At 42.5% G+C, this 22,438-nt stretch carries 23 protein-coding genes; 17 read left to right on the top strand and 6 right to left on the bottom strand.

What is annotated here, in order from left to right:
- Nucleotides 1-45 precede the first annotated feature (45 nt).
- A complete protein-coding gene (locus ACGF49_RS13275) occupies nucleotides 46-1,161 on the bottom strand; it encodes a phage tail protein (RefSeq protein WP_387491362.1) in 1,116 nt (371 codons plus the stop codon).
- A gap of 402 nt (nucleotides 1,162-1,563) precedes the next feature.
- Between ACGF49_RS13275 and ACGF49_RS13270 the strand changes: the two genes are divergently transcribed.
- From ACGF49_RS13270 to ACGF49_RS13220, 11 genes are all read left to right on the top strand, one after another.
- Entirely contained in the window at nucleotides 1,564-2,736 is a 1,173-nt protein-coding gene (locus ACGF49_RS13270) for a phage tail sheath protein (protein ID WP_112896317.1), read from the top strand.
- A gap of 10 nt (nucleotides 2,737-2,746) precedes the next feature.
- Complete coding sequence (locus tag ACGF49_RS13265; protein ID WP_036782412.1) at nucleotides 2,747-3,262, top strand: phage major tail tube protein; 516 nt, start codon at nucleotides 2,747-2,749, stop codon at nucleotides 3,260-3,262.
- A 26-nt stretch (nucleotides 3,263-3,288) separates the two neighbouring features.
- Nucleotides 3,289-3,606, top strand: a complete 318-nt coding sequence (locus ACGF49_RS13260) for a phage tail assembly protein (RefSeq protein WP_011144426.1) — start codon at nucleotides 3,289-3,291, stop codon at nucleotides 3,604-3,606.
- A gap of 14 nt (nucleotides 3,607-3,620) precedes the next feature.
- Entirely contained in the window at nucleotides 3,621-3,740 is a 120-nt protein-coding gene (locus ACGF49_RS13255; protein ID WP_011144425.1) for a GpE family phage tail protein, read from the top strand.
- Nucleotides 3,733-6,159: a phage tail tape measure protein gene (locus ACGF49_RS13250; RefSeq protein ID WP_271859777.1), complete on the top strand. Its 2,427-nt coding sequence runs from the start codon at nucleotides 3,733-3,735 to the stop codon at nucleotides 6,157-6,159. Before ACGF49_RS13255 ends, ACGF49_RS13250 begins: the two co-directional genes overlap by 8 nt.
- 2 nt (nucleotides 6,160-6,161) lie before the next feature.
- On the top strand, nucleotides 6,162-6,626 hold the full coding sequence (locus ACGF49_RS13245; RefSeq protein ID WP_112878681.1) for a phage tail protein: 465 nt from the start codon (nucleotides 6,162-6,164) through the stop codon (nucleotides 6,624-6,626).
- Nucleotides 6,623-7,708 carry a phage late control D family protein gene (locus ACGF49_RS13240; RefSeq protein ID WP_228902759.1) on the top strand — a complete coding sequence of 362 codons (1,086 nt, stop codon included), beginning with the start codon at nucleotides 6,623-6,625 and terminating at the stop codon, nucleotides 7,706-7,708. The genes ACGF49_RS13245 and ACGF49_RS13240 overlap by 4 nt, the downstream gene beginning before the upstream one ends.
- A 76-nt stretch (nucleotides 7,709-7,784) precedes the next feature.
- Complete coding sequence (locus tag ACGF49_RS13235; RefSeq protein ID WP_011144421.1) at nucleotides 7,785-8,006, top strand: ogr/Delta-like zinc finger family protein; 222 nt, start codon at nucleotides 7,785-7,787, stop codon at nucleotides 8,004-8,006.
- Between the two features lie 205 nt (nucleotides 8,007-8,211).
- On the top strand, nucleotides 8,212-9,318 hold the full coding sequence (gene asd, locus ACGF49_RS13230) for an aspartate-semialdehyde dehydrogenase (RefSeq protein WP_387491357.1): 1,107 nt from the start codon (nucleotides 8,212-8,214) through the stop codon (nucleotides 9,316-9,318).
- 176 nt (nucleotides 9,319-9,494) lie between these two features.
- A complete protein-coding gene (locus tag ACGF49_RS13225) occupies nucleotides 9,495-10,250 on the top strand; it encodes a DUF4225 domain-containing protein (protein ID WP_241509981.1) in 756 nt (251 codons plus the stop codon).
- Nucleotides 10,250-10,573: a hypothetical protein gene (locus ACGF49_RS13220; protein WP_041379844.1), complete on the top strand. Its 324-nt coding sequence runs from the start codon at nucleotides 10,250-10,252 to the stop codon at nucleotides 10,571-10,573. The genes ACGF49_RS13225 and ACGF49_RS13220 overlap by 1 nt, the downstream gene beginning before the upstream one ends.
- A 369-nt stretch (nucleotides 10,574-10,942) precedes the next feature.
- Here ACGF49_RS13220 and ACGF49_RS13215 read toward each other — a convergent pair whose 3' ends face one another.
- The 5 genes from ACGF49_RS13215 to dnaA all read right to left on the bottom strand — a co-directional run bounded on the left by ACGF49_RS13215 (nucleotide 10,943) and on the right by dnaA (nucleotide 17,602).
- Complete coding sequence (locus ACGF49_RS13215) at nucleotides 10,943-11,422, bottom strand: Hcp family type VI secretion system effector (protein WP_112896313.1); 480 nt, start codon at nucleotides 11,420-11,422, stop codon at nucleotides 10,943-10,945.
- Nucleotides 11,423-11,561: 139 nt separating this feature from the next.
- Nucleotides 11,562-13,976 carry a DNA topoisomerase (ATP-hydrolyzing) subunit B gene (gene gyrB / locus ACGF49_RS13210; protein WP_228902342.1) on the bottom strand — a complete coding sequence of 805 codons (2,415 nt, stop codon included), beginning with the start codon at nucleotides 13,974-13,976 and terminating at the stop codon, nucleotides 11,562-11,564.
- 25 nt (nucleotides 13,977-14,001) lie between these two features.
- Nucleotides 14,002-15,087: a DNA replication/repair protein RecF gene (gene recF / locus ACGF49_RS13205; protein ID WP_113041850.1), complete on the bottom strand. Its 1,086-nt coding sequence runs from the start codon at nucleotides 15,085-15,087 to the stop codon at nucleotides 14,002-14,004.
- Between the two features lie 21 nt (nucleotides 15,088-15,108).
- Nucleotides 15,109-16,209, bottom strand: coding sequence for a DNA polymerase III subunit beta (gene dnaN / locus ACGF49_RS13200; protein WP_112879278.1), 1,101 nt, complete (start codon nucleotides 16,207-16,209; stop codon nucleotides 15,109-15,111).
- 4 nt (nucleotides 16,210-16,213) lie between these two features.
- Complete coding sequence (gene dnaA / locus ACGF49_RS13195) at nucleotides 16,214-17,602, bottom strand: chromosomal replication initiator protein DnaA (protein ID WP_113041849.1); 1,389 nt, start codon at nucleotides 17,600-17,602, stop codon at nucleotides 16,214-16,216.
- Nucleotides 17,603-18,292: 690 nt separating this feature from the next.
- Here dnaA and rpmH point away from each other — a divergent pair.
- From rpmH to mnmE, 6 genes are read left to right on the top strand one after another with little or no spacing between them, the layout of a single operon-like run.
- A complete protein-coding gene (gene rpmH, locus ACGF49_RS13190) occupies nucleotides 18,293-18,433 on the top strand; it encodes a 50S ribosomal protein L34 (protein ID WP_004093983.1) in 141 nt (46 codons plus the stop codon).
- A 16-nt stretch (nucleotides 18,434-18,449) separates the two neighbouring features.
- Nucleotides 18,450-18,809, top strand: a complete 360-nt coding sequence (rnpA, locus tag ACGF49_RS13185; RefSeq protein WP_113041848.1) for a ribonuclease P protein component — start codon at nucleotides 18,450-18,452, stop codon at nucleotides 18,807-18,809.
- Complete coding sequence (yidD, locus tag ACGF49_RS13180; protein ID WP_112879275.1) at nucleotides 18,773-19,033, top strand: membrane protein insertion efficiency factor YidD; 261 nt, start codon at nucleotides 18,773-18,775, stop codon at nucleotides 19,031-19,033. The genes rnpA and yidD overlap by 37 nt, the downstream gene beginning before the upstream one ends.
- A gap of 2 nt (nucleotides 19,034-19,035) precedes the next feature.
- On the top strand, nucleotides 19,036-20,676 hold the full coding sequence (gene yidC, locus ACGF49_RS13175; RefSeq protein WP_113041847.1) for a membrane protein insertase YidC: 1,641 nt from the start codon (nucleotides 19,036-19,038) through the stop codon (nucleotides 20,674-20,676).
- On the top strand, nucleotides 20,624-20,878 hold the full coding sequence (locus ACGF49_RS13170) for a hypothetical protein (RefSeq protein ID WP_146748075.1): 255 nt from the start codon (nucleotides 20,624-20,626) through the stop codon (nucleotides 20,876-20,878). Before yidC ends, ACGF49_RS13170 begins: the two co-directional genes overlap by 53 nt.
- Before the next feature lie 38 nt (nucleotides 20,879-20,916).
- Nucleotides 20,917-22,281, top strand: a complete 1,365-nt coding sequence (gene mnmE, locus ACGF49_RS13165; protein WP_113041846.1) for a tRNA uridine-5-carboxymethylaminomethyl(34) synthesis GTPase MnmE — start codon at nucleotides 20,917-20,919, stop codon at nucleotides 22,279-22,281.
- Nucleotides 22,282-22,438 lie beyond the last annotated feature (157 nt).

The raw sequence follows: 22,438 nt of genomic DNA, 5'->3' as shown, positions 1-22,438 counted from the left end.
TATTTTTTCCCCTGAAAAAGCAAGAAAAAGTCATACACAATAAGGTCATTTATTGGTGAGTGCAAAATTGATCTTATTTTTTGTATTGAGAGTTTTTAGAGGTTCCCTGTAGTTAAATGCGATATTACGGGGACGTACTCTAAATGTAGATAATGAAACTGCACCAGTAGGATTTAATGGGGTCGAAAAATATTGGCCGCTCCCGAATTCTGCTTCCTCAAAATCACTAGCCATAATTTCTGATGGATAATTACTTGAAAAACGATTAATAGGAGGAGATACCAATAATCCTATATTTGCAGAGGCTGCATGGGTGTAAAGATTAGGTAACTTTGTTGAATTCTGGTGGGATAATATCTCCCTTCCTGAATCAATACTTCTCCCATTATCCCAACCTCGAATAAATTCACCACGTAGATCAGGGAGTGTGCCAGAGGGATACGCTTCCCCTAATTTAGGGTACATAGATTTGTCAAACTGCTGGCCACTACAAATAAGATAACCTGCTGGTGCAGTTGGCTTAGACCACGGTAATGGAATACCAACAAGAATATCATCCTCTGTTAATATTTTACGTTTCCCCCTGAAGTTACCATTTTTATCAAAAGCATAAGTGGAAATGCTGAATGCTTCTGAATAACCCCCATACCCGAAAGAAAGCCCGCGAGCATGCTGAGGGCTATCAACGTTAGGGTGAGCTATATGAATTGCTAAATCACCCAAATTACCAATTCCATTAGGTCTTAAAAAACCTGAACGTCCCAAATGACGTGAATTAGGATCATCATAATAGTTTGCAGTTTTAGCTAATATATAACCTGATGTTTTTGTATCCGTATTCAATTGAATAAATCGACTGTCAGACTCTGATTTAGAATAATGCTCATTAGCTATTGCAACATAGCCGTTCTTTCGAGGGAGTTGAACAACATTTATATTTGAGGAGTCAGACTCACGATATCCTATTGCACAAAAAGAATCTGCTTCATGAGAAGTGGCTTCTATGAAGACATATCGACCATCGCTTTTTGTTAGTGACAAACTGGAATAATTTCCACCTGTTTTAATATTGTGATTGCCTGACGTGAATGATTCAGTTGAGTCCTTAGGAAGAGCATTTTTCGCCAAATTCACGGTTTCCACCAAACCAAGATTTTTCAAAACTCACTAATCCGTGAAATTTCCAACAGAATAGTCTCGTATTGGTACTAAGCGGGGGGTATATATGGCAAAGATTGGCTATATTTAGGTGCCAATAAATGACCAGAACGGTGGTTTATGAAAAAATGCGTTGATATGTATAAATTATCATCTATTTTTGTAGGGAAAATCTGTGAAAAAATAATCAATGAACAGAGCTAAAAGTTCACGCCAGAAGAAACAGATATTGATTTGTAGAGATTTCCTTTTCCACACGCAATAAAGTACAAGTAGTTAAATTATTAGAAAAAATAATAAATTAACCAACCTGATTTGTATCATCTCCCACACATTTCCCATCGAATGATTTAATAATTCGGATACTTCAACATAGCGGGACACCTTAATAGGAGAACCGCTAATATGGCACAAGATTATCATCATGGCGTCCGTGTACAGGAAATTAATGAAGGCACACGTACCATCACCACAGTTAGCACCGCTATTGTTGGTATGGTCTGTACTGGTCCTGAGGCAGACGAAAAAACTTTTCCATTAAACACTCCGGTTTTGATTACTGATGTTTCGATGGCAATTGGCAAAGCGGGTAAAACCGGTACATTGCCTCAGGCACTCAAAGCTATCTCAGACCAGTCTAAACCCGTTACTGTTGTTGTCCGTGTAGCACAAGGTGAAACGGAAGAACAAACTACCAGCAACATCATTGGTACTACAACTAATGAAGGTAAGAAAACCGGTATACAGGCACTGTTGGCAGCACAAAGCCAATTAGGTGTGAAGCCTCGTATTCTGGGAGTCCCTGGGCTGGATACAAAAGCTGTTGCTGTTGAGTTGGCGAGTATCGCGCAGAAACTGAGAGCAATGGCTTATATCAGTGCCTATGGCAGTAAGACTATCTCAGAAGTTATCGAATATCGCAAAAACTTCAGTCAACGAGAACTGATGTTGATTTGGCCTGATTTTTTAAGTTGGGATACTGTTTCTAATAAAGAAACTATCGCCTACGCTACAGCTCGTGCATTGGGTTTGCGTGCAAAAATTGATGAAGAAACAGGTTGGCACAAAACACTGTCCAACATCGGTGTCAATGGTGTGACCGGTCTTTCAGCAGACGTCTTCTGGGATCTTCAAGATCCAGCAACAGATTCAGGCCTGCTAAACCAAAATGGTATTACGACACTTATCCGTAAGAACGGCTTCCGTTTCTGGGGTTCCCGTACCTGCGCAGATGACCCATTGTTCCAGTTCGAAAGTTACACTCGTACTGCCCAAGTATTAGCTGACACTATGGCAGAAGCACATATGTGGGCGATCGATAAACCACTGACTCCTTCACTGGTACGAGACATTATCGAAGGTATCAATGCTAAGTTCCGCGAACTGAAATCTGGGGGTTACATTATTGACGGCCAGTGTTGGTATGACGAAAACGCCAATGATAAAGACACCTTGAAAGCGGGCAAATTGACCCTCGATTACGACTATACACCTGTACCACCACTGGAAAACATGATGTTACGCCAGCGTATTACAGATCGTTACCTGATGGATTTCGCGAAAAGCATAAACGGCTAAGGGGACACAGATGGCATTACCTCGCAAACTTAAATTCCTGAACTTATTTAATGATGGCAATAGTTATCAGGGAATCGTGGAAGAACTTACTCTGCCTAAGCTGAGTCGTAAACTGGAAACCTATCGTGGCGGTGGTATGAACGGTAGCGCAACCGTGGACTTAGGCTTGGATGAAGGTGCATTGGACGTTGAATTTACTCTGGGAGGTATGGAAGCTCAACATTATCGGCAATGGGGTCTGACCAAAGCCGATGGCGTGATGTTGCGCTTTGCGGGCTCCTGCCAGCGCGATGATACCAGCGATGTGATTGCTGTTGAAATCGTGATGCGTGGCCGTTTCCATGAATTTGACCACGGTACTTATAAGCAAGGAGATAATACTCAGACCAAAATCAGCGCTAAAAACACCTATTTTAAATTGACATGGGACGGTGAAGTTCTGATCGAAGTGGATACCGTTAACATGGTTGAAGTCGTTAATGGTGAGGATCGCTTGGCAGATCACCGTCGCGCTATGGGTCTTTAATCTAATCGGATAAACAAGGTTGAACCATGACAGAAACACTAATTACTCAAAACGACGAGCAGCGCACAATCGTATTAGAAGAACCGCTTGCACGTGGTAGTAGCAACATCACTGAAGTGGTGGTGCGCAAACCGAACAGTGGCGCGCTGCGGGGTGCTCGGCTACAGGCTTTGCTGGAGATGGATGTGGATTCAATGATATTGGTTTTGCCACGTGTTACCACACCAGCGCTCACTAAAAGCGACCTGTTGTCAATGACACCCGGCGATCTGATTAATCTCAGTGTTGAGGTGGTCAATTTTTTGTTACCGAAGTCGGCGAAGTCCGGTTTCCAGACCGACTAACCGTAGATGAATTGGTGGCAGATATCGCCACCGTTTTCCACTGGTCTCCGGCAGTGACAGATGAAATGTCACTACCGGAATTACTGGACTGGCGACATCGGGCCATCTTACGAAGTGGTGCAGAAAATGAGTAATACACAGTCACAGCTTAAATTGGTAATACAGTCCGTTAATAAGCTGACCAGCGCCTTGAAATCTGCCCAGCGAAATAATAAAAGGTTGGCGGATTCTCTCCGGCAAAATCGCGATGAATTCAAGCGATTAAATCAGACTTATGAAGCAATTAAACCTTATTCTGCTCCTGAATATGCGCAGGAAACTGCGCATACCAGTAACAAAAAGGAAGAAGATCGCGGTGAAGGTCGTTATAGCAAAATCAAAGAGCTTCGTGACCGCGTTAGCCAATATGGTGCTAGTGCAAAATCAGCCGGTAGCAACATACTGACAACCAGTAAAAACTTTCTGATGCCGGGTTATGATCTTAATGTTCAAATGGCTAAAATTCAGGCACAAACCAATATTGAAAAAAATTCTCCTGAATACGTCATGTTGCTTAACCAAAGTCGTGAGTTGAGCAAAGGTACAGGGATTCCTGCCAGTCAGATTGCACAGGGACAGAGTCTGTATGCTTCCAAGGGGTATTCTCCTGACCAGATAAAGAATGTGATGCCTGGTGCGGTATTAATGTCGCAGGCAAGCGGTACAGATTTCGCCAATGTGGTTGATATTAGTACTAATGTACTGGAAGGGTTTAAATTACAATCCGAGGAGATGGGGCATGTTAGTGATGTTTTGACGGCAACGTTTATTGGCTCAAAAACAACGTTGGCGGGATTGGGTGACACCATGAAATCTGTCGCTCCAGCGGCCACTTCTTTGGGGATTGATATTGAAACCGTTGCGGCTGCTACAAGAAAGCTAAGTGATGCCAATATTAGGGGAAGTGAAGCTGGAGAGGCTTTGAGCAATGTACTAAGTCGGTTGGCTGAACCGCCTAAAGCTGCTGCTGCTGCATTGAAACAACTAGATATTAAAACTCGTGATGCTAAAGGTAATTTACGGCAATTACCTGATATTCTCGTTGAACTAGATGATAAAACCCGTTCAATGAACGATAAACAACGTACGAGTTATTTCACCGCAATTGGTGGTGAAAACGCTGCTCCTGCTTTGGATGTATTGGTAAATCAGGCAGGGCAGGGAGGATTGCAAACTTTTATCGCTGGACTAAAAAATGTTCAAGGTGAATCCCAAAAAGTTGCATCTGTAGTGACGAATAATCTCACCGGTGATATCCAAAAACTCAATGCCGCTTGGAGTAATCTGGGCGTTCAGATGTTTTCTGGCGTAGAAGGTCCTGCAAGAGAAGCCACTCAGCAAGTAACAAATGTAGTCAATAAAGTCAGTGAATGGATGGAAGCCAACCCACGCTTGGCTGCAACGCTTGCGACTATTACAGTGGTGGTCGGAGGCATATTAACTGTGTTTGGCGCATTGGCACAGGCGATCGCTTCGATATTGCTTCCATTAGCTGTAGCGAAATATAGTCTTACTTTCTTTGGTAGTACTGGTGTGAGGGCGCTCGGATTAGTCGGGAATGCTCTGAAAATGTTGGGTAGCACCATGATGATCGTCGGTCGTTTGATGATGGCTAACCCAATCCTCGCCATTATTGGTGTCATTGCTATGGCTGCTGTTTATATTTGGCAAAACTGGGAAACATTGGGGCCGAAAATTTCTCAGCTTTGGGAAAATATTAAAATTAGCCTAAGTGAGAAATGGGAATCCATTAAACAGAGTGTTCTGCAAACCTGGGAAAGTATTAAAACTAATATCAGTAATGCTTGGGAATTAGTTAAGCAGAACACGTTGGATATCTGGGAGAATATTAAAATATCGATTTCGGATAAATGGAATGAAATTATTACTGACGTAATGAATCTGCCCAGTAAATTTAAAGAGGTTGGCACAGCGATAGTTAACAGTTTATTGGAGGGGATTAATGAAAAATGGGAAGCCCTGAAAAATAAACTGACTTCATTGTCTGAGTATCTCCCTGATTGGATGCGGTCAAAGGAGGATATTTCAAAAGACGCCAGTAATAATGTGAGTCCTAATGTTAGTTCGGTTCTGCCCAAACATGACAAGGGGGGAATTATTCCGGCTGGCCGATTTGGTATTGTTGGTGAATATGGACCAGAAATTGTCACTGGCCCTGTTAATGTTATTAGCCGCCGACAGACTGCTAAACTTGCTGCCGCTGCGGCATTTTCTTTGAGCGTAATGGCGCCTTCTACCGCAGCCAGAACCGCACCATTGCATGTTCAGAGCTTACCGGTTCATGCTTATCCTCAGATTCAGGAAAAGAAAGCGGACAAACGTCAGATGGTAGAGTACCGCAGTGAATCACCGGTCTATCATATAAATATCTATGGTGCACCGGGGCAATCTGCGCAGGATATTGCAGCAGCGGTTAGGCGCGAATTGGATGATCGGGAACGTAAACAGCAGGCGCGTTTACGCAGTTCATTCTCTGATAGAGGAGAATTCTAATTATGATGGCTGCACTGGGTTTATTTGTTTTTATGTTGAAAACCACACCATACCAGAGTATGCAACATCAGCAGTCATGGCGGCATGCTTTTAACAGCCGTATCGGGATGCGGCCTGCCTGGCAATTTCTGGGGCCGGATAACGACACAATGACACTTTCCGGTTCGTTATATCCAGAAATTACCGGTGGTCGTTTATCATTGACGGTACTACAAGTGATGGCTGATAGCGGTAAAGCTTGGTCCTTTATAGATGGCAGTGGCACGGTTTACGGTATGTTTGTCATTGAGAGTATCGACCAGACGAAAACTGAATTTATGTCGAATGGTTCTGCCCGCAAAATTGATTTCACATTGACATTACGGCGAGTGGATAGTTCTCTAAGTGAAATGTTCGGTGATCTTCAGGAACAATTCTCTATGCTTACAGACAATTTGTCAGATAGAGTCAGAGAGGTGTTGCCATGACATCTGAATTTGGCAGAGGTTCCGAAAAAGGCAGTGCACCGGCATTTCTTTTGGAAATTGACAATAAAGATATCAGCGGGCGCATTCAATCGCGCCTGATATCACTAACAATGACAGATAATCGTGGCTTTGAAGCCGACCAGCTTGATATTGAACTGGATGATGCAGATGGAAGTTTGGTGCTACCTTCCAGAGGTAATGTAATTTCATTGGCGTTGGGATGGCGTGATCAGCCACTGATTAGTAAAGGGCGTTTTACTGTGGATGAAATTGGTCACAGTGGAGCGCCGGACAAATTAACAATTCGTGCCCGTAGTGCTGATTTCCGTGAATCTCTCAATATGAGACGTGAAGAGTCTTATCATCAGAAAACAATAGGTGATATTGTCCATACTATCGCTGCTAGAAATAACCTTACCGCTGATTTACATCAGGATATTGCGAAGATATTTATTAATCATATTGATCAGACGAATGAGTCAGATGGTAGTTTTCTTACGCGCTTGGCAAGGCAAGAAGGGGCAATTGCTTCAGTAAAAAATGGTAAGTTGATATTTATTCGGCAGGGACAGAATAAAACAGCCAGTGGTGCGGTTATCCCTGCATTAGTGATTACACGTCGGTCAGGTGACAACCACAATTTTACGCTATCCGACCGAGAGTCTTATACTGGCGTGGTAGCAAACTGGTTGGATGTCCGTAAACCGGAGAAAAAACATACCTTAACTGTTGAGCGAAAAAGTCAGAAAAATGCTGATAAATTAACCTCTTATTTAGTAGGTAGCAAAGATAATGTATTAGAACTTTCCCGTATTTATGCTGATGAAGCCAGTGCTAAACGTGCTGCCAAGGTTGCCTGGGAAAAAATACAACGCGGAGCAGCGACGTTTTCGATTCAACTGGCTCAGGGGCGTGCAGATCTCTACCCTGAAATACCAATCAAAGTTACCGGCTTTAAACCAGAAATAGATGCTGCCGAATGGACATTAACGACAGTCACTCACACGGTGAATGGATCTGGTGGTGGTTTTACAACAGCACTGACTCTGGAATTAAAAATTGATGATCTCGACATGAAATAATTGTTCTTTAAGTGAGATCTCATTGCTATATTGTTCATATTATGAGAGTTCATGTTTTAGTTAAGGGTAAGAAAATATGATCAAGTGTCCTCTTTGTGGTAAAGCGGCTCATGCACGCAGCAGCTTTGAGCATTCCTGCCATACAAAAGAACGTTATAATCAATGCCAAAATATCAATTGTGGTGCAACTTTCGTCAGCCATGAAACGTTTGTTCGCTTTATTTCCAAACCTGGTGAAGTAATAAGTGTTAAGCCGCATCCCAAAGAAAAAACTAAAACTCAATTGAATGTGACTTGAAAATTAAAAGTTAATGGTAAATATTTGCCACCAAACAGGTGGCTTTTTACTTGGATGCTCGATTTGTTATATATCTTGCTGCTAGCTACGTTGCTAAATATCTTGTGAATTAGTTAATAAATTCACTTGCGTCCCTGGTCATATTTTGTCAGTTTTGATGTAATCAGAATCACTGATCAACACTCACCAAAGTAGGACAATAATGATGAAAAATGTGGGCTTTATCGGCTGGCGCGGTATGGTCGGCTCAGTATTAATGCAGCGTATGATTGAAGAGCAGGATTTTGATGTTATTCGTCCGGTATTCTTCACGACATCACAATACGGACAGCCAGCACCTGATTTCACTGGTCAGCAAGGTACGTTACAGAATGCTTTCGATATCGAAGCTCTTGGTGTTTTGGATATTATTATTAGCTGCCAGGGGGGAGATTATACTAATGAGATTTATCCAAAGTTAAGGGCAACGGGTTGGCAGGGATATTGGATTGATGCAGCGTCAGCGCTGCGTATGAATGCTGATTCCATTATTATTCTTGATCCAGTTAACCATACGCATATTCAGCAAGGTCTTAATAAAGGCATAAAAACTTTTGTTGGTGGTAATTGTACCGTTAGCCTAATGTTGATGTCTTTAGGCGGCTTATTTGCTAATGATTTGGTTGAATGGGCTTCTGTTGCAACTTATCAGGCAGCTTCTGGTGCAGGTGCTCGTCATATGCGGGAATTGCTGGTTCAGATGGGATCTCTACATACTCAGGTAGCAAAAGAGTTGCAAGATCCGGCATCGGCTATTTTGGATATTGAAAGAAAAGTAACGGATTTCACCCGTAGCGGAGTTATGTCAACTGAGCAATTTGGCGTGCCGTTGGCTGGTAGTTTGATTCCGTGGATTGATAAACAACTTGATAATGGTCAAAGCCGTGAAGAGTGGAAAGGGCAGGCAGAAACCAACAAGATTTTGAATACCGGTAATAACATCATTACTGTGGATGGGTTGTGTGTGCGTATTGGTGCTTTGCGTTGCCACAGTCAGGCATTTACTCTGAAATTGAAAAAAGATATTTCGATTCCTGAAATTGAGCAATTACTGGCTGCGCATAATGACTGGGTTCGTGTTATTCCAAATGATCGCGAATTGAGTATGCGCGAATTAACCCCGGCTGCCGTAACGGGAACTTTGAATACTCCTGTAGGACGTTTACGTAAGCTGAATATGGGCCCAGAGTATTTATCTGCTTTTACTGTAGGTGACCAATTGTTGTGGGGAGCAGCAGAGCCTCTGCGTCGTATGCTGCGTATCTTGGTTTAATTATTTTAATCTATTTATTTATGTGAAAATCCACTCGTTATTCGAGTGGATTTATCTATATGGCATTTGATGGTTCTGTTGATTGTTTCTTTATTGGTTTATTTTTGTTATGTTATATAAGTAATGTTAATGATTTTTCGGTTTGAAAATAAAAAATCGGTTTTATAGGGGGAGATATGAAGCAAGATAACCTACTGGATTTAAAGGTAAGGGAATTAAGAGAGTTGGCGAAAACTTTATCTTTTCGCTATTTAACTCATAGTAAAATAAGAATGGATTTTAATTCAAAAATAAATCTTTTTGTAGAGGATATACTAGGTCAGGTTCGTATTCACTGTTTATCTTCAAATGGTGCAATTGAGATTATTCAGTTTGAAATAGATCACCTGAAAGAACAAGCTTTCTATTTAACAGCAAACAGAGTAAAGCAATATGCAATAATTGAAAGGGAAAAAGAGAAATCAAGTTATACTAATCTTATATTAAAACAGATTGGGTTTGTTGGTGGTGGCACTCAAATTCTTGCAGGTTATACAGTCTGTAAAGCTTCTTTAGGGTTAGCATGTGCCTCATTCGGTGCGCCATTAATGGCTCATGGGTATAATAATGTTGTTGAAAATGGATATTATCTACTGTACAGAGAAAATATTAATGGTGGTGTCAGAGAAGGATATAGGTATGTTGCTAATAAAATTGGTTTAAGTGATAAAGATGCAGATATTACTTATGCAACTGTTGATTTAGCGCTTTCAGGTTATGGCATTTTTAAAAAAGTTTTGAAGCCAAGAGAGAAATCTTGGAAACTATTCAAAAATATAAATAGTGATTTTATCAGAGGATGGAGAGAAATGGGAGTTGTGAGCTTAACTACAGAAGGTATTGTTGATGTTTCTACAGTTTTGAGTATTTATCAGCTAGAAAAGGAAAAATAATGATGGATTATATTGATGTTACAATTTCCACTCAATCTACTTGGCAGGATATTTTTCTGTACTATTCTTTATCATTGATTGTTTTGTTTTTTCTTTTTTTTATGAAAATTTTCATAGAAAAAAAAAGAAGTTATATACTCTCTGTTTTTGGTTTCTTTATAATAGTAATGTTTGGTTCAATTCAATTGTTTATTGTTAAATATGATGGTTATCATGAAATTATATCAATGTTTATTAATTTAAATAGTGAGGTAATTAGAGTGGGTAGTGTGATATTTTCTGTTTTATATGCGTGCATGTTACCAAGAAAATATGGGGATTAATTTAAAATTAAATGGTTGTAAAATTAACTTATCAATGGGTAGAGTAAGTTTTAAGTTAATGTTTAATTATTGAAAACATAGTATGCTATATTAAATAAGGTTTCATAATTCCGATATATATAATTTTCTTCAACTAATTGTTATGCATAGAGTTATATGTTATGTAACGTTTAGTACTATTTTGGAAAGTTATTTAGTGTTCAATTGATTTTGACAGGATATGAGTGTGATATAGCCAATTTTATTGATTTAAATAGTGATGTAATTATGATTGGCAGTATTTTGTTTTATATTTTATATATATTGCTCTTACCAAAAAAGTTTATTAATGAAACAAGGCGTTAAATTAAAACGCCTTGTTTTAATTATTTAATAAATTCTGTCATCCCAAATACTATAACCGCCAGTACCTGCGATAAGGTGATTCCAGGTAATGTTTGTATATTTTAACGAAATACTTTCCTGTGGTGGAAGCTCATTATGATTCAATGAATGTGGATGTAAGACACTTATTTCAGTGATTGTGGCGCCAGTGATCTTTATATTGTAATAACGTTCTTGAGCACCATTTGAGTTAGTTCGGTAAAAATCAATAGAGCATTCAAGAGACTCATTCTCAGAAATAGCAACACCGAGTAATGGTGATGATTTGTCGATAGGTTTTTGGATAATAATGGGTTGATGATCAACATTTTGAGCCCGTGTTATCGCATGGCTTAAGCTATAAACTAATATCTGATCAAGATGGTTTGCTTGATATTTATTACCAATAGAATCAACAGAAGAACATCCAGCCGATATTAACCCCTGTTTTTTTCCCTTTATTGTCATGTAAATCATGTCAGCCATATTATACCCCCAGATTATATTTAAGTGATGTTTTACAGAAACATTAAATAAATTACACTTTATTGGTTATAAATAACAGATAAAAAAAACGCCCATAGAGAATTAATATGAGCGCTTTTTAAATTGATAATAATATCAACTAGATATCAATATTGGCTGCTTTCAGGGCATTTTCTTCAATAAACGCTCGCCGAGGTTCAACAGCATCACCCATCAGAGTTGTGAATAGTTGGTCAGTTGCAATGGCATCTTTTACTGTCACACGCATCATGCGGCGAGTTTCCGGGTTCATGGTCGTTTCCCATAACTGTTCAGGGTTCATTTCTCCCAAACCTTTATAACGCTGTATAGACAACCCACGGCGTGACTCTTTAGTCAACCAGTTTAGCGCTTGTTCAAAGCTGCTAACTGGTTGGCGGCGTTCACCACGTTCGATGTACGCGTCTTCTTCGATCAAGTTGCGAAGTTTGTCGCCTAATAGAGTGATACGGTGATATTCGCCACCGTGGACAAAATCGAAGTCCAATAGATAATCAGTATCAACACCATGTGTACGAACACACAGCACCGGTTCGTACATTTGGCGCTCACGATTTTCATGGAGGCGATAACTGTAGCTGCTGCCGTTTTGTTCACTGTCATTCAGACGGATGACCAGCATTTCAATCCATTCTTCAACTTTCGCCTTATCAGACAATACTTCTTCGGTCAGTTTCGGATGATAAATTAGGCTATTCAATAAACTTAGCGGATACAGACGTTCCATGCGTTTAATGATTTTTTGAACACCATTAAATTCGGTCACCAATTTTTCCAGCAGTTCGCCTCTCAAGGCTGGCGCGTGTTCATTGGTGTAAAGTGAAGCGCCATCTAGTGCAATGGATAGTTGGTACTCATCCATTGCTTCATCATCTTTAATATATTGTTCTTGTTTGCCTTTTTTGACTTTATACAACGGTGGTTGAGCAATAAACACATGACCACGTTCAATGATTTCTGGCATTTGACGATAGAAGAAAGTCAGCAATAGGGTACGAATATGAGAACCATCGACGTCCGCATCCGTCATGATGATAATGCTGTGGTAACGTAGCTTATCTGGGTTATATTCGTCACGGCCAATACCGCAGCCCAATGCAGTGATCAGGGTTGCTACTTCCTGAGAAGAGAGCATTTTATCGAAACGTGCTTTTTCGACATTCAGGATTTTGCCTTTTAGCGGCAAAATTGCCTGATTTTTACGGTTCCGTCCCTGTTTTGCCGAGCCACCCGCAGAGTCCCCTTCCACTAAGTAGAGTTCAGAGAGTGCTGGATCACGTTCCTGACAATCTGCCAGTTTGCCTGGCAGCCCAGCCAGATCAAGAGCGCCTTTACGACGTGTCATTTCACGCGCTTTACGGGCTGCTTCACGAGCGCGAGCAGCATCAATAATTTTACTGACAACGGTTTTAGCGTCGTTTGGATTTTCCAATAAGTATTCCACCAGCTTCTCATTCATCAGCGTTTCAACCGCAGTTTTCACTTCGGAGGAGACGAGTTTGTCTTTAGTCTGAGAAGAGAATTTTGGATCAGGCACTTTAACGGAAATAACAGCAACTAAACCTTCCCGGGCATCATCACCAGTGGCGCTGACTTTGGATTTCTTATTGTACCCTTCTTTATCCATGTAACTATTAAGGGTACGTGTCATCGCAGTACGGAAGCCAACTAAGTGAGTTCCCCCATCGCGTTGTGGGATATTATTGGTAAAGCAGTAAATATTTTCCTGGAAACCATCATTCCATTGCATTGAAATTTCAACGCCGATGCCATCTTTTTCTGTAGAAAAATAAAAAACATTTGGATGAATGGGTGTTTTGTTTTTATTTAGGAACTCAACAAACGCTTTAATTCCACCTTCATAATGGAAGTGGTCTTCTATATTAGTGTGCTTATCAATAAGACGGATGGATACACCGGAATTCAGGAAGGATAGTTCACGCAGGCGTTTAGCCAGAATGTCGTGCTGGAATTCTGTGTTATTACGGAAAGTATCCATGCTCGGCCAGAAGCGGACACGGGTACCTGTTTGTTCAGTTTCTCCAACGACTTTCAGTGGGCTTTGTGGCACACCAAGGTGATAAGTCTGTTCATGAACTTTACCGTCACGGCGGATAACCAACTCCAGCTTTTCAGACAAGGCGTTAACAACAGAAACCCCTACGCCATGTAAACCGCCGGAGACCTTATAAGAGTTATCATCGAATTTACCCCCCGCATGCAGCACCGTCATAATAACTTCAGCTGCTGAAACACCTTCTTCTTCGTGTATACCGGTAGGAATACCGCGGCCATCATCCTGTACGGAGACTGAGTTATCAGCATGGATAGTGACGATAACTTCACTACAGTGGCCTGCGAGGGCTTCGTCGATAGCGTTGTCGACAACCTCGAAGACCATGTGGTGTAAGCCGGTACCATCGTCTGTATCACCGATATACATGCCCGGACGTTTACGAACCGCATCCAGCCCTTTTAATACCTTGATACTTGAGGAGTCATATGTATTCGACATCAACGTTTCTCGCTCATTTTTAATCCTATGGTTGAACCTCTATTTTGCCATTTTCCACGCGAAACATCTTGCTATTTCCATCAAGCATGTCTGTTATTTGGTCAGGATTTATCGCACTGACAAATACCTGAGCTTGCGTGGATTTTAGACGAGCGGCCAGCAACTGACGGCGGCCGGCATCCAGTTCGGAGGCAAAATCATCAAGCAGATACAGACATTGTTGTCCGCTCTGTCGGGTGAAATATTCACCCTGTGCTAGCCGCAGTGCGCACATCAGTAACTTTAATTGACCGCGGGATAGCATATCTTCTACTGGCGTTCCTTCTGCACGAATGCGCAGATCTGCCTTATGTGGGCCGGAAGCTGTATAGGTTAACGTTCTGTCACGCTCAAATTGGCGCTCCAGTAATTCAGCATAATCACTCTCTTTGTCCCATCCTTGTTGAAAAGAGAAACTTAATGTAAATTCGGGTAAAAACTGCTTACAGGTATTCGTGATATCCTGAGTGATGTTTGTAACATATTCACCACGCCACTGATTTATTTGGTTAGCGAGTGGTACCAATTCCTGATCCCAAGGCCGTATCTGGCTGTAGCGGGTAACTTGTCGTAGTGCTGCATTGCGTTGTTTGAGTAGCCGTTTTAAGTTTACCCATGCAGAAAAAAAGCGTGGCTCATTGTGAAAGCATCCCCAGTCAATAAAAGCCCGTCGATACTTTGGCCCGCCATTTAACAGGGTAAACCCTTCTGGAGTAATAAGCTGCATAGGTAACATCTTGGCCAATTCTGCAATTTTACAGCCATCACTACCATCAATTCTAACTTTACTGTCGCCATTACGGTTTTTACTCAGACCGATAGACCGTTCCCGCTCATTCTCCTGTTGTCCTAACCGCCCATGTAGAACGAACTCATCGCAGTCATGACGGATTACCCGTCCCGCCTGAATACTACGAAAAGAGCGCCCGTGACCCAGCGTATAAATCGCTTCCAGTACGCTGGTTTTGCCGCTGCCATTAGATCCAACCAGAAAGTTAAATCCGGTAGCTAGAGGCAAATCAGCGGCGGCGATATTACGAAAACCGCGGATAAGTAAACGCGTGAGAGTCATATACCTGAAATAAAAATCCGGTTACAGGCGCATTGGCATCACGACATAAGCCGCATTGTGGTTTGCACAGTCTTCTATCTGAACACTGGAAATAGCATCAGTCAGTAGTAAACGGACCTCTTCACATCTTAGTGTATTGAGAACATCTAGCACGTAACTGACATTAAAGCCTATTTCCATTTCAGCACCTTGATAGCTGACATCTACAATCTCTTCGGCTTCTTCCTGTTCAGGGTTATTTGCTGTGATTTTTAGCTGGTTTTCACTGAAATAAAGGCGAACTCCGCGAAATTTCTCATTAGAGAGAATAGCTGCGCGTGAAAAAGCCTGTTTCAGCATATCGCAATTAGCTTCCAGAGTTTTATCCGGGTTCTTTGGTAATACGCGACGATAATCAGGAAAACGTCCATCCACCAATTTAGAGGTGAAAATAAAGTCGCCAACGTGGGCACGAATATTGTTACTGCCAATTTGTAACTGTAGCGGAGTATCGCCACCATCCAGCAATCTCATTAGTTCAATAACGCCTTTACGTGGCACGATGACCGAATGGGAAGGCAGCTTTTGACCAATTCCCATAGAACAGACTGCCAGACGGTGACCATCCGTTGCAACTGTACGCAGCTCTTCTCCTTCGGTTTCAAACAACATACCGTTGAGGTAATAGCGGACATCCTGGTGAGCCATTGAGAATTGAGTTGATTCAATAAGGCGCTTCAGTGTGGCTTGTGGCAGTGAAAACTCCACCTCACTTTGCCAGTCATCAAGATTTGGAAAATCAGAAGCGGGCAATGTGGAAAGTGAGAAACGGCTGCGACCAGAACGCACCAATAGGCGGTCGCCATCCAGTTCTACACTGATCTCGGCCCCATCTGGCAAACCTCGCCAGATATCAAAGAATTTACGTGCCGGTACCGTGGTTGCACCTTCTTCGTGTGGCAATGAAAGCGTGACTCTTGCCATCATTTCCATTTCTAAATCTGTGCCGGTCAGCAACAGGGAACCTTCTGTAACCTGTAGTAATAAATTACCAAGAATAGGCAGAGTAGGACGCCCACTCAGCGGGCTACTGACCTGTTGCAGTGGTTTTAACAATTGCTCACGTTCAATGATAAATTTCATAGCACTAGGAAGACAATGTTCTGATTAAGTTAGAAAAATCCTCTTTGATGTCGTGACTTTCTTCACGCAGTTGCTCGATTTTACGACAAGCATGCAGCACAGTTGTGTGGTCACGTCCACCAAAGGCATCCCCGATTTCAGGCAAGCTGTGGTTGGTTAACTCTTTTGCCAGCGCCATTGCCATTTGCCTTGGACGGGCAACGGAACGGGAGCGCCGTTTGGAAAGTAAATCGGCCACCTTGATTTTATAATACTCAGCGACTGTTTTCTGAATATTATCAATGGTAACCAGTTTTTCTTGCAGTGCTAACAGATCACGTAATGCTTCACGTACAAAATCAATAGTAATCGCTCGGCCAGTAAAATTGGCATTTGCTATTACCCTGTTCAATGCCCCTTCAAGCTCACGGACATTAGAACGCAGACGTTTGGCTATAAAGAAAGCAACTTCTCCTGGTAACTGGATTTCGTTTTCGTCTGCCTTTTTCATCAAAATAGCGACACGGGTTTCGAGTTCCGGTGGTTCAATTGCGACGGTTAGCCCCCAGCCAAAACGGGATTTTAACCGATCTTCTACCCCATTGATCTCTTTTGGGTAGCGATCTGATGTCAGAATAATCTGTTGATTACCTTCCAGTAATGCATTGAATGTGTGGAAGAACTCTTCTTGAGAGCGTTCTTTATTGGCAAAAAACTGAATATCATCGATCAGTAATGCGTCGACAGAGCGGTAATAGCGTTTGAACTCTTCTATTGCATTATTTTGTAATGCCTTGACCATATCCTGAACAAAACGTTCAGAATGCATATAGACCACCTTGGCATTTGCCTTACGTGCCATAATACTGTTACCTACGGCATGTAATAGGTGGGTTTTACCCAAACCCGTACCACCATAAAGAAATAGTGGGTTATAGGCACCGCCGGGATTATCAGCTACCTGTCTTGCAGCAGCACGAGCAAGTTGGTTGGATTTACCTTCAACAAAGTTATCAAAAGTATGTTTTTGGTTAACATTAGAGCGATAAGAGAGCTCTGGTTGTACCGTAGTGTTATCCCAACTGGGGCGTACTGATGCGCTCTGTGGTGCAGGTGTAACTGGCGTATGAGCAACAACCCTTTGTGGTGGGCTATCGTTTTTGGAAACGGGTTTATTGCCAACTTCGAAACGTAATAATGGTACTTCTGCTCCACAGAAGTCATTCAACAATCCATTGATATTGTTGATATACTTCTCTCTTACCCAGTCCAGAACGAACCGATTTGGGGCATAAAGTGCCAGAGTGTTACCACTTAGCTCTGCCTGAAGGGGGCGTATCCACATACTGAATTCTGTGGCAGGTAATTCATCCTGCAATCGGGCAAGACATTGCTGCCAAAGCGAAAGTGACACGGTGGACTCCCCTAAAACAAGGCCAATTAACAATTAAAGAAATCGGAGTGGTTAGCTCATTATATTGGGTACAAAACAACGACTCCTCTATGGCGAGGAAGGATCAATTGTTATGTATATGGCGATTTTTAATGTCATCGCTCCCCCATGATCCGAGGATAAGATCCAAATCATGGCTTGGGATCATAGCGCAAAAGACGATATAGATCTTCATTCTTTTACACAGTTTAAGCGCTTTTTATCCACAGGATAAAATTGTGTGTGAAATAAAGGGCTGTAAAGGGGTTGTAGTGGAATTATGGAGGATGCCAAATGCAGATCGAGAATAAGCCGATATTCAAAATAAAATCGGACCAAGGATCATAACAAAAAACGAAGATCTGCCAGTGATCGTTGCGCTTTGTTCAGTAGTCCGTATAATATTGCACCCTATGTGCGATACCAGAGTTTTTACCGATAATGTTTGGTGAAGGGTCTGGTGTACACATGGGCCAGAGTGTTGGTAAACATCCAACTCAGTAGAAAAGCCGGCCAACTTTGTGTTATGTAAATTGACTCAGGGCTGTACATTTTATTACAATCCCGCTTCTTTTATATTGATGTTGCGATTGAGGCATCGGTGTCTATTTCTCACTGGCTGCCAACGCATTTACTGAATCAGTAATAATCTTAAGTTAGGTAGAAATCGCTATGAAACGCACTTTCCAACCATCCGTACTGAAGCGTAACCGTTCTCATGGTTTCCGCGCTCGTATGGCTACCAAAAATGGTCGTCAGGTTCTGGCTCGCCGTCGTGCAAAAGGCCGTACTCGTCTGACCGTTTCTAAGTAATAAAGCTAACCATCTAGTGGTTAAGCTCGCTTTTCCGAGGGAGTTACGCTTGTTAACTCCCAAGCATTTTACTTATGTTTTCCAGCAACCCCAACGGGCAAGTTCGCCAGAGATTACTATCCTTGGTCGCCCGAACGAGCTGGGGCATCCCCGTATCGGTCTTACTATAGCCAAGAAAAATGTTAAACGTGCTCATGAGCGTAACCGGATTAAGCGGTTAGCCCGTGAAAGCTTCCGTTTAAACCAACATAACTTGCCTCCTATGGATTTTGTGGTATTGGTTAGGAAAGGCGTTGCTGAGCTTGATAACCGTGCGTTAACGGAGTCGTTGGGTAAATTATGGCGTCGTCACTGTCGTTTGGCTCGCGTTTCCTGATCGCATTAATCCGGGGATATCAGTTGGTAATAAGCCCGCTGTTGGGGCCTCGTTGTCGCTTTAATCCTACATGCTCTCAATATGGCATTGAGGCATTATGCCGATTTGGGGTGATAAAAGGCTGTTGGTTAACGGTGAAACGCGTATTAAAATGCCACCCTTTACATGAAGGTGGTGATGATCCTGTCCCACCGGTAAAAAACAACGATAACAGAGAACACTAACGATGGATTCGCAACGTAATCTTCTTCTCATCGCTTTGCTGTTCGTTTCTTTCTTGGTCTGGCAAGCATGGGAAGCAGATAAAAATCCGCAGCCAACGACAGTACAGGCCACGCAACAAACGGATATGCCGAGCAGTGAGAATCAAGCTGTACCAGGCAGTGGAAAAGGTAAACTTATCACGGTTAAAACTGATGTGCTCTCTTTGACCATCAATACTCGTGGCGGTGATATCGAAGAGGCTGACCTGTTAGCCTATCCTGATACCCTGGGTTCAAGCCAGCCCTTCAAGTTGTTGGAAACAACATCTGCTTTCACTTATCAAGCGCAAAGCGGATTGACGGGGAAAGATGGCCCAGATAACCCGATGAATAGTGAGCGCCCGCTGTATACCGCAGCACAGGATAGCTATGCATTGGCTGACGGACAGGATGAATTGCGTATCCCGATGAATTTCGTCACTAAAAATGGCATTGTTTACGTCAAAACATTTGTCCTGAAACGTGGTGAATACGCGATTAGTGTGGATTACCATATTCATAACACGACAGAAAAACCGTTACAGATGACCTTTTTTGGTCAGTTGAAACAGAGTGTTGAACTACCAAAGCATCGTGATACAGGCAGCAGTAACTTTGCCCTGCATACTTACCGTGGTGCAGCCTATTCTTCAGATGATACCAAATACAAAAAATACAGCTTTAGCGATATTGAAGGTGAATCTTTGTCCGTGACCACCAAAGGTGGCTGGATTGCCATGTTGCAACAATATTTTGCTACCGCGTGGGTTCCTGTGGCTAATGAAACCAGCACTTTTTACACTGCCGCATTAGGTAAAGAGATGGCTGCGATTGGCTATAAGAGTGCACCAATCTCTGTTGCTGCTAACAGTGAAAAAAAGGTCTCTTCTACACTGTGGATTGGTCCGGAAATTCAAGATGAAATGGCCGCTGTAGCACCTCATCTGGATCTGTCCGTAGACTACGGTTGGTTGTGGTTTATCTCTCAGCCATTATTTAAGCTGTTGAAGTTCCTGCATGGTTTTATTGGTAACTGGGGCTTCTCCATCATTGTTATCACCTTTATTGTGCGTGGTATCATGTACCCGCTGACCAAAGCACAATACACTTCAATGGCGAAAATGCGTTTGTTACAGCCTAAATTGGCGGCTATGCGCGAGCGTATTGGTGATGATAAACAGCGTATGAGCCAGGAAATGATGGCATTGTATAAAGCAGAGAAAGTGAACCCACTGGGTGGCTGTTTGCCTCTGTTGATTCAAATGCCAATCTTCCTTGCTTTATATTACATGTTGATGGGTTCTGTTGAATTACGTCATGCGCCATTTGCTGGCTGGATTAATGATTTGTCTGCACAAGATCCTTATTACATCCTGCCGTTGCTGATGGGTGTAACCATGTTCATTATCCAGAAAATGTCTCCGACAACAATTACTGATCCGATGCAACAGAAGATTATGACCTATATGCCAGTCATATTTACCATATTCTTCCTGTGGTTCCCATCAGGTCTGGTTCTGTACTATATCATCAGTAACTTGGTGACAATTATTCAGCAGCAATTAATTTATCGTGGGCTGGAAAAACGCGGTTTGCATAGTCGCGAGAAAAAGCCAGCGAAATAAAACATATACCCTATGGATTTCAAGATGCATCGCGTCGGCAAGGGAGCGAATCCCCGGGAGCATAGATAACGATGTGACTGGGGTGAGTGAGCGCAGCCAACAAAGAGGCAACTCGAAAGATGACGGGTATAGCTTCAGCCAGAATATGCTGGCCGTTGTCACGGGAAAGGCGGTCATTGACCGCCTTAACTATTTGAGTTAAAAAGCAATTTGAGCGAAAAAGTCAATAGAGAGATAACCATGAATACCACGGATACGATTGTTGCTCAGGCTACCCCACCAGGACGAGGAGGGGTTGGCATTTTGCGTGTTTCCGGCCCGAAAGCTGCACAGGTAGCTGAGGTGGTATTAGATAAATTACCCAAACCTCGTTATGCAGATTATCTGCCATTTCGTGATGTAGATGGTCAGATACTTGATCAGGGGATTGCTATTTACTTTCCGGGACCCAATTCATTTACCGGAGAAGATGTACTGGAGCTTCAAGGGCATGGTGGGCCGGTTATTCTCGATTTGCTACTTAAACGTATTCTGACTCTGCCAGGTGTGCGAATCGCTAATCCTGGTGAGTTTTCTGAACGCGCTTTTCTTAATGACAAACTGGATTTAGCTCAGGCGGAAGCCATTGCTGACCTGATCGATGCCAGTTCGGAGCAGGCTGCCCGTTCAGCGATGAATTCCTTACAGGGCGCTTTTTCGACTCAAGTTCACCAGATGGTGGAAGCACTTACTCACTTACGAATCTATGTAGAAGCGGCTATTGATTTTCCAGATGAAGAGATTGATTTCCTTTCTGATGGGAAAATCGAGGCCAAATTGGCTGAAGTGATGGCTGAGCTTGGGCGTGTACGTGCTCAGGCTCGTCAGGGCAGCCTTTTACGTGAAGGGATGAAAGTTGTTATTGCCGGTCGCCCTAATGCAGGGAAGTCCAGTCTACTTAATGCATTAGCAGGCCGTGAAGCGGCGATTGTGACGGATATTGCAGGCACGACTCGTGATGTGCTGCGTGAACATATCCATATTGACGGTATGCCGTTGCATATTATTGATACCGCAGGTTTGCGTGAAGCCAGTGATGAAGTTGAGCGTATTGGTATTGAGCGTGCTTGGCAGGAAATTGAGCAGGCTGATCGTGTACTGTTTATGGTAGATAGCACGACAACGAACGCGGTTGAACCTGTGGAAATCTGGCCTGAATTTATGGCTCGTCTGCCTAAATCGCTCCCTATCACAGTCGTTCGTAATAAGACAGATATGACTGATGAAGAGACAAGTATTGCAGAAGTAAGTGGTTACTCGCTGGTTAGACTTTCTGCCCGTAGTGGTGAAGGCATCGATTTATTGCGTGATCATCTGAAAGAGACGATGGGTTTTAGCAGTAATACCGAAGGTGGTTTCTTGGCTCGTCGTCGCCATTTACAAGCATTAAATACCGCAGCGGAACATTTACAACAGGGCTATGAACAATTGGTGGTTGCCCGTTCGGGTGAATTGCTGGCAGAAGAGCTGCGTCTGGCGCAGCAGGCATTGAGTGAGATCACGGGTGAATTTACTTCCGATGATCTGCTAGGACGGATTTTTTCGAGTTTTTGTATTGGTAAGTGAAGTGGTCATTTTTAAAGTGTAACGCTTCAAAACCCATTTACTTCGCTTTGATCCGTTTTACCGGAATTCCATCGCGCATTGCAAAGTCGTTTTCCGATTGCTTTTAAAAAAATGGCGCTGTTTTAAAAGCGCCAAATACAGTGCGGTATACGCTGTT

This window comes from Photorhabdus sp. RM96S (genome assembly GCF_042879335.1).
GTDB lineage: Bacteria > Pseudomonadota > Gammaproteobacteria > Enterobacterales > Enterobacteriaceae > Photorhabdus > Photorhabdus kayaii.
The sequence above is the reverse complement of the archived record's forward strand: the minus strand, read 5'-3'. Positions and strand labels throughout refer to the sequence as shown.

Excerpts from the sequence above, each read along its gene's own strand:
- ACGF49_RS13215 (WP_112896313.1), bottom strand. The coding sequence starts at position 11,422 with ATGGCTGACATGATTTACATGACAATAAAGGGAAAAAAACAGGGGTTA.
- rpmH (WP_004093983.1), top strand. The coding sequence starts at position 18,293 with ATGAAACGCACTTTCCAACCATCCGTACTGAAGCGTAACCGTTCTCAT.
- ACGF49_RS13245 (WP_112878681.1), top strand. The coding sequence starts at position 6,162 with ATGATGGCTGCACTGGGTTTATTTGTTTTTATGTTGAAAACCACACCA.
- ACGF49_RS13260 (WP_011144426.1), top strand. The coding sequence starts at position 3,289 with ATGACAGAAACACTAATTACTCAAAACGACGAGCAGCGCACAATCGTA.
- ACGF49_RS13235 (WP_011144421.1), top strand. The coding sequence starts at position 7,785 with ATGATCAAGTGTCCTCTTTGTGGTAAAGCGGCTCATGCACGCAGCAGC.
- yidD (WP_112879275.1), top strand. The coding sequence starts at position 18,773 with ATGGCGTCGTCACTGTCGTTTGGCTCGCGTTTCCTGATCGCATTAATC.
- ACGF49_RS13270 (WP_112896317.1), top strand. The coding sequence starts at position 1,564 with ATGGCACAAGATTATCATCATGGCGTCCGTGTACAGGAAATTAATGAA.
- yidC (WP_113041847.1), top strand. The coding sequence starts at position 19,036 with ATGGATTCGCAACGTAATCTTCTTCTCATCGCTTTGCTGTTCGTTTCT.
- gyrB (WP_228902342.1), bottom strand. The coding sequence starts at position 13,976 with ATGTCGAATACATATGACTCCTCAAGTATCAAGGTATTAAAAGGGCTG.
- ACGF49_RS13265 (WP_036782412.1), top strand. The coding sequence starts at position 2,747 with ATGGCATTACCTCGCAAACTTAAATTCCTGAACTTATTTAATGATGGC.
- recF (WP_113041850.1), bottom strand. The coding sequence starts at position 15,087 with ATGACTCTCACGCGTTTACTTATCCGCGGTTTTCGTAATATCGCCGCC.
- ACGF49_RS13250 (WP_271859777.1), top strand. The coding sequence starts at position 3,733 with ATGAGTAATACACAGTCACAGCTTAAATTGGTAATACAGTCCGTTAAT.
- ACGF49_RS13240 (WP_228902759.1), top strand. The coding sequence starts at position 6,623 with ATGACATCTGAATTTGGCAGAGGTTCCGAAAAAGGCAGTGCACCGGCA.
- ACGF49_RS13220 (WP_041379844.1), top strand. The coding sequence starts at position 10,250 with ATGATGGATTATATTGATGTTACAATTTCCACTCAATCTACTTGGCAG.
- asd (WP_387491357.1), top strand. The coding sequence starts at position 8,212 with ATGAAAAATGTGGGCTTTATCGGCTGGCGCGGTATGGTCGGCTCAGTA.
- dnaN (WP_112879278.1), bottom strand. The coding sequence starts at position 16,209 with ATGAAATTTATCATTGAACGTGAGCAATTGTTAAAACCACTGCAACAG.
- ACGF49_RS13225 (WP_241509981.1), top strand. The coding sequence starts at position 9,495 with ATGAAGCAAGATAACCTACTGGATTTAAAGGTAAGGGAATTAAGAGAG.
- mnmE (WP_113041846.1), top strand. The coding sequence starts at position 20,917 with ATGAATACCACGGATACGATTGTTGCTCAGGCTACCCCACCAGGACGA.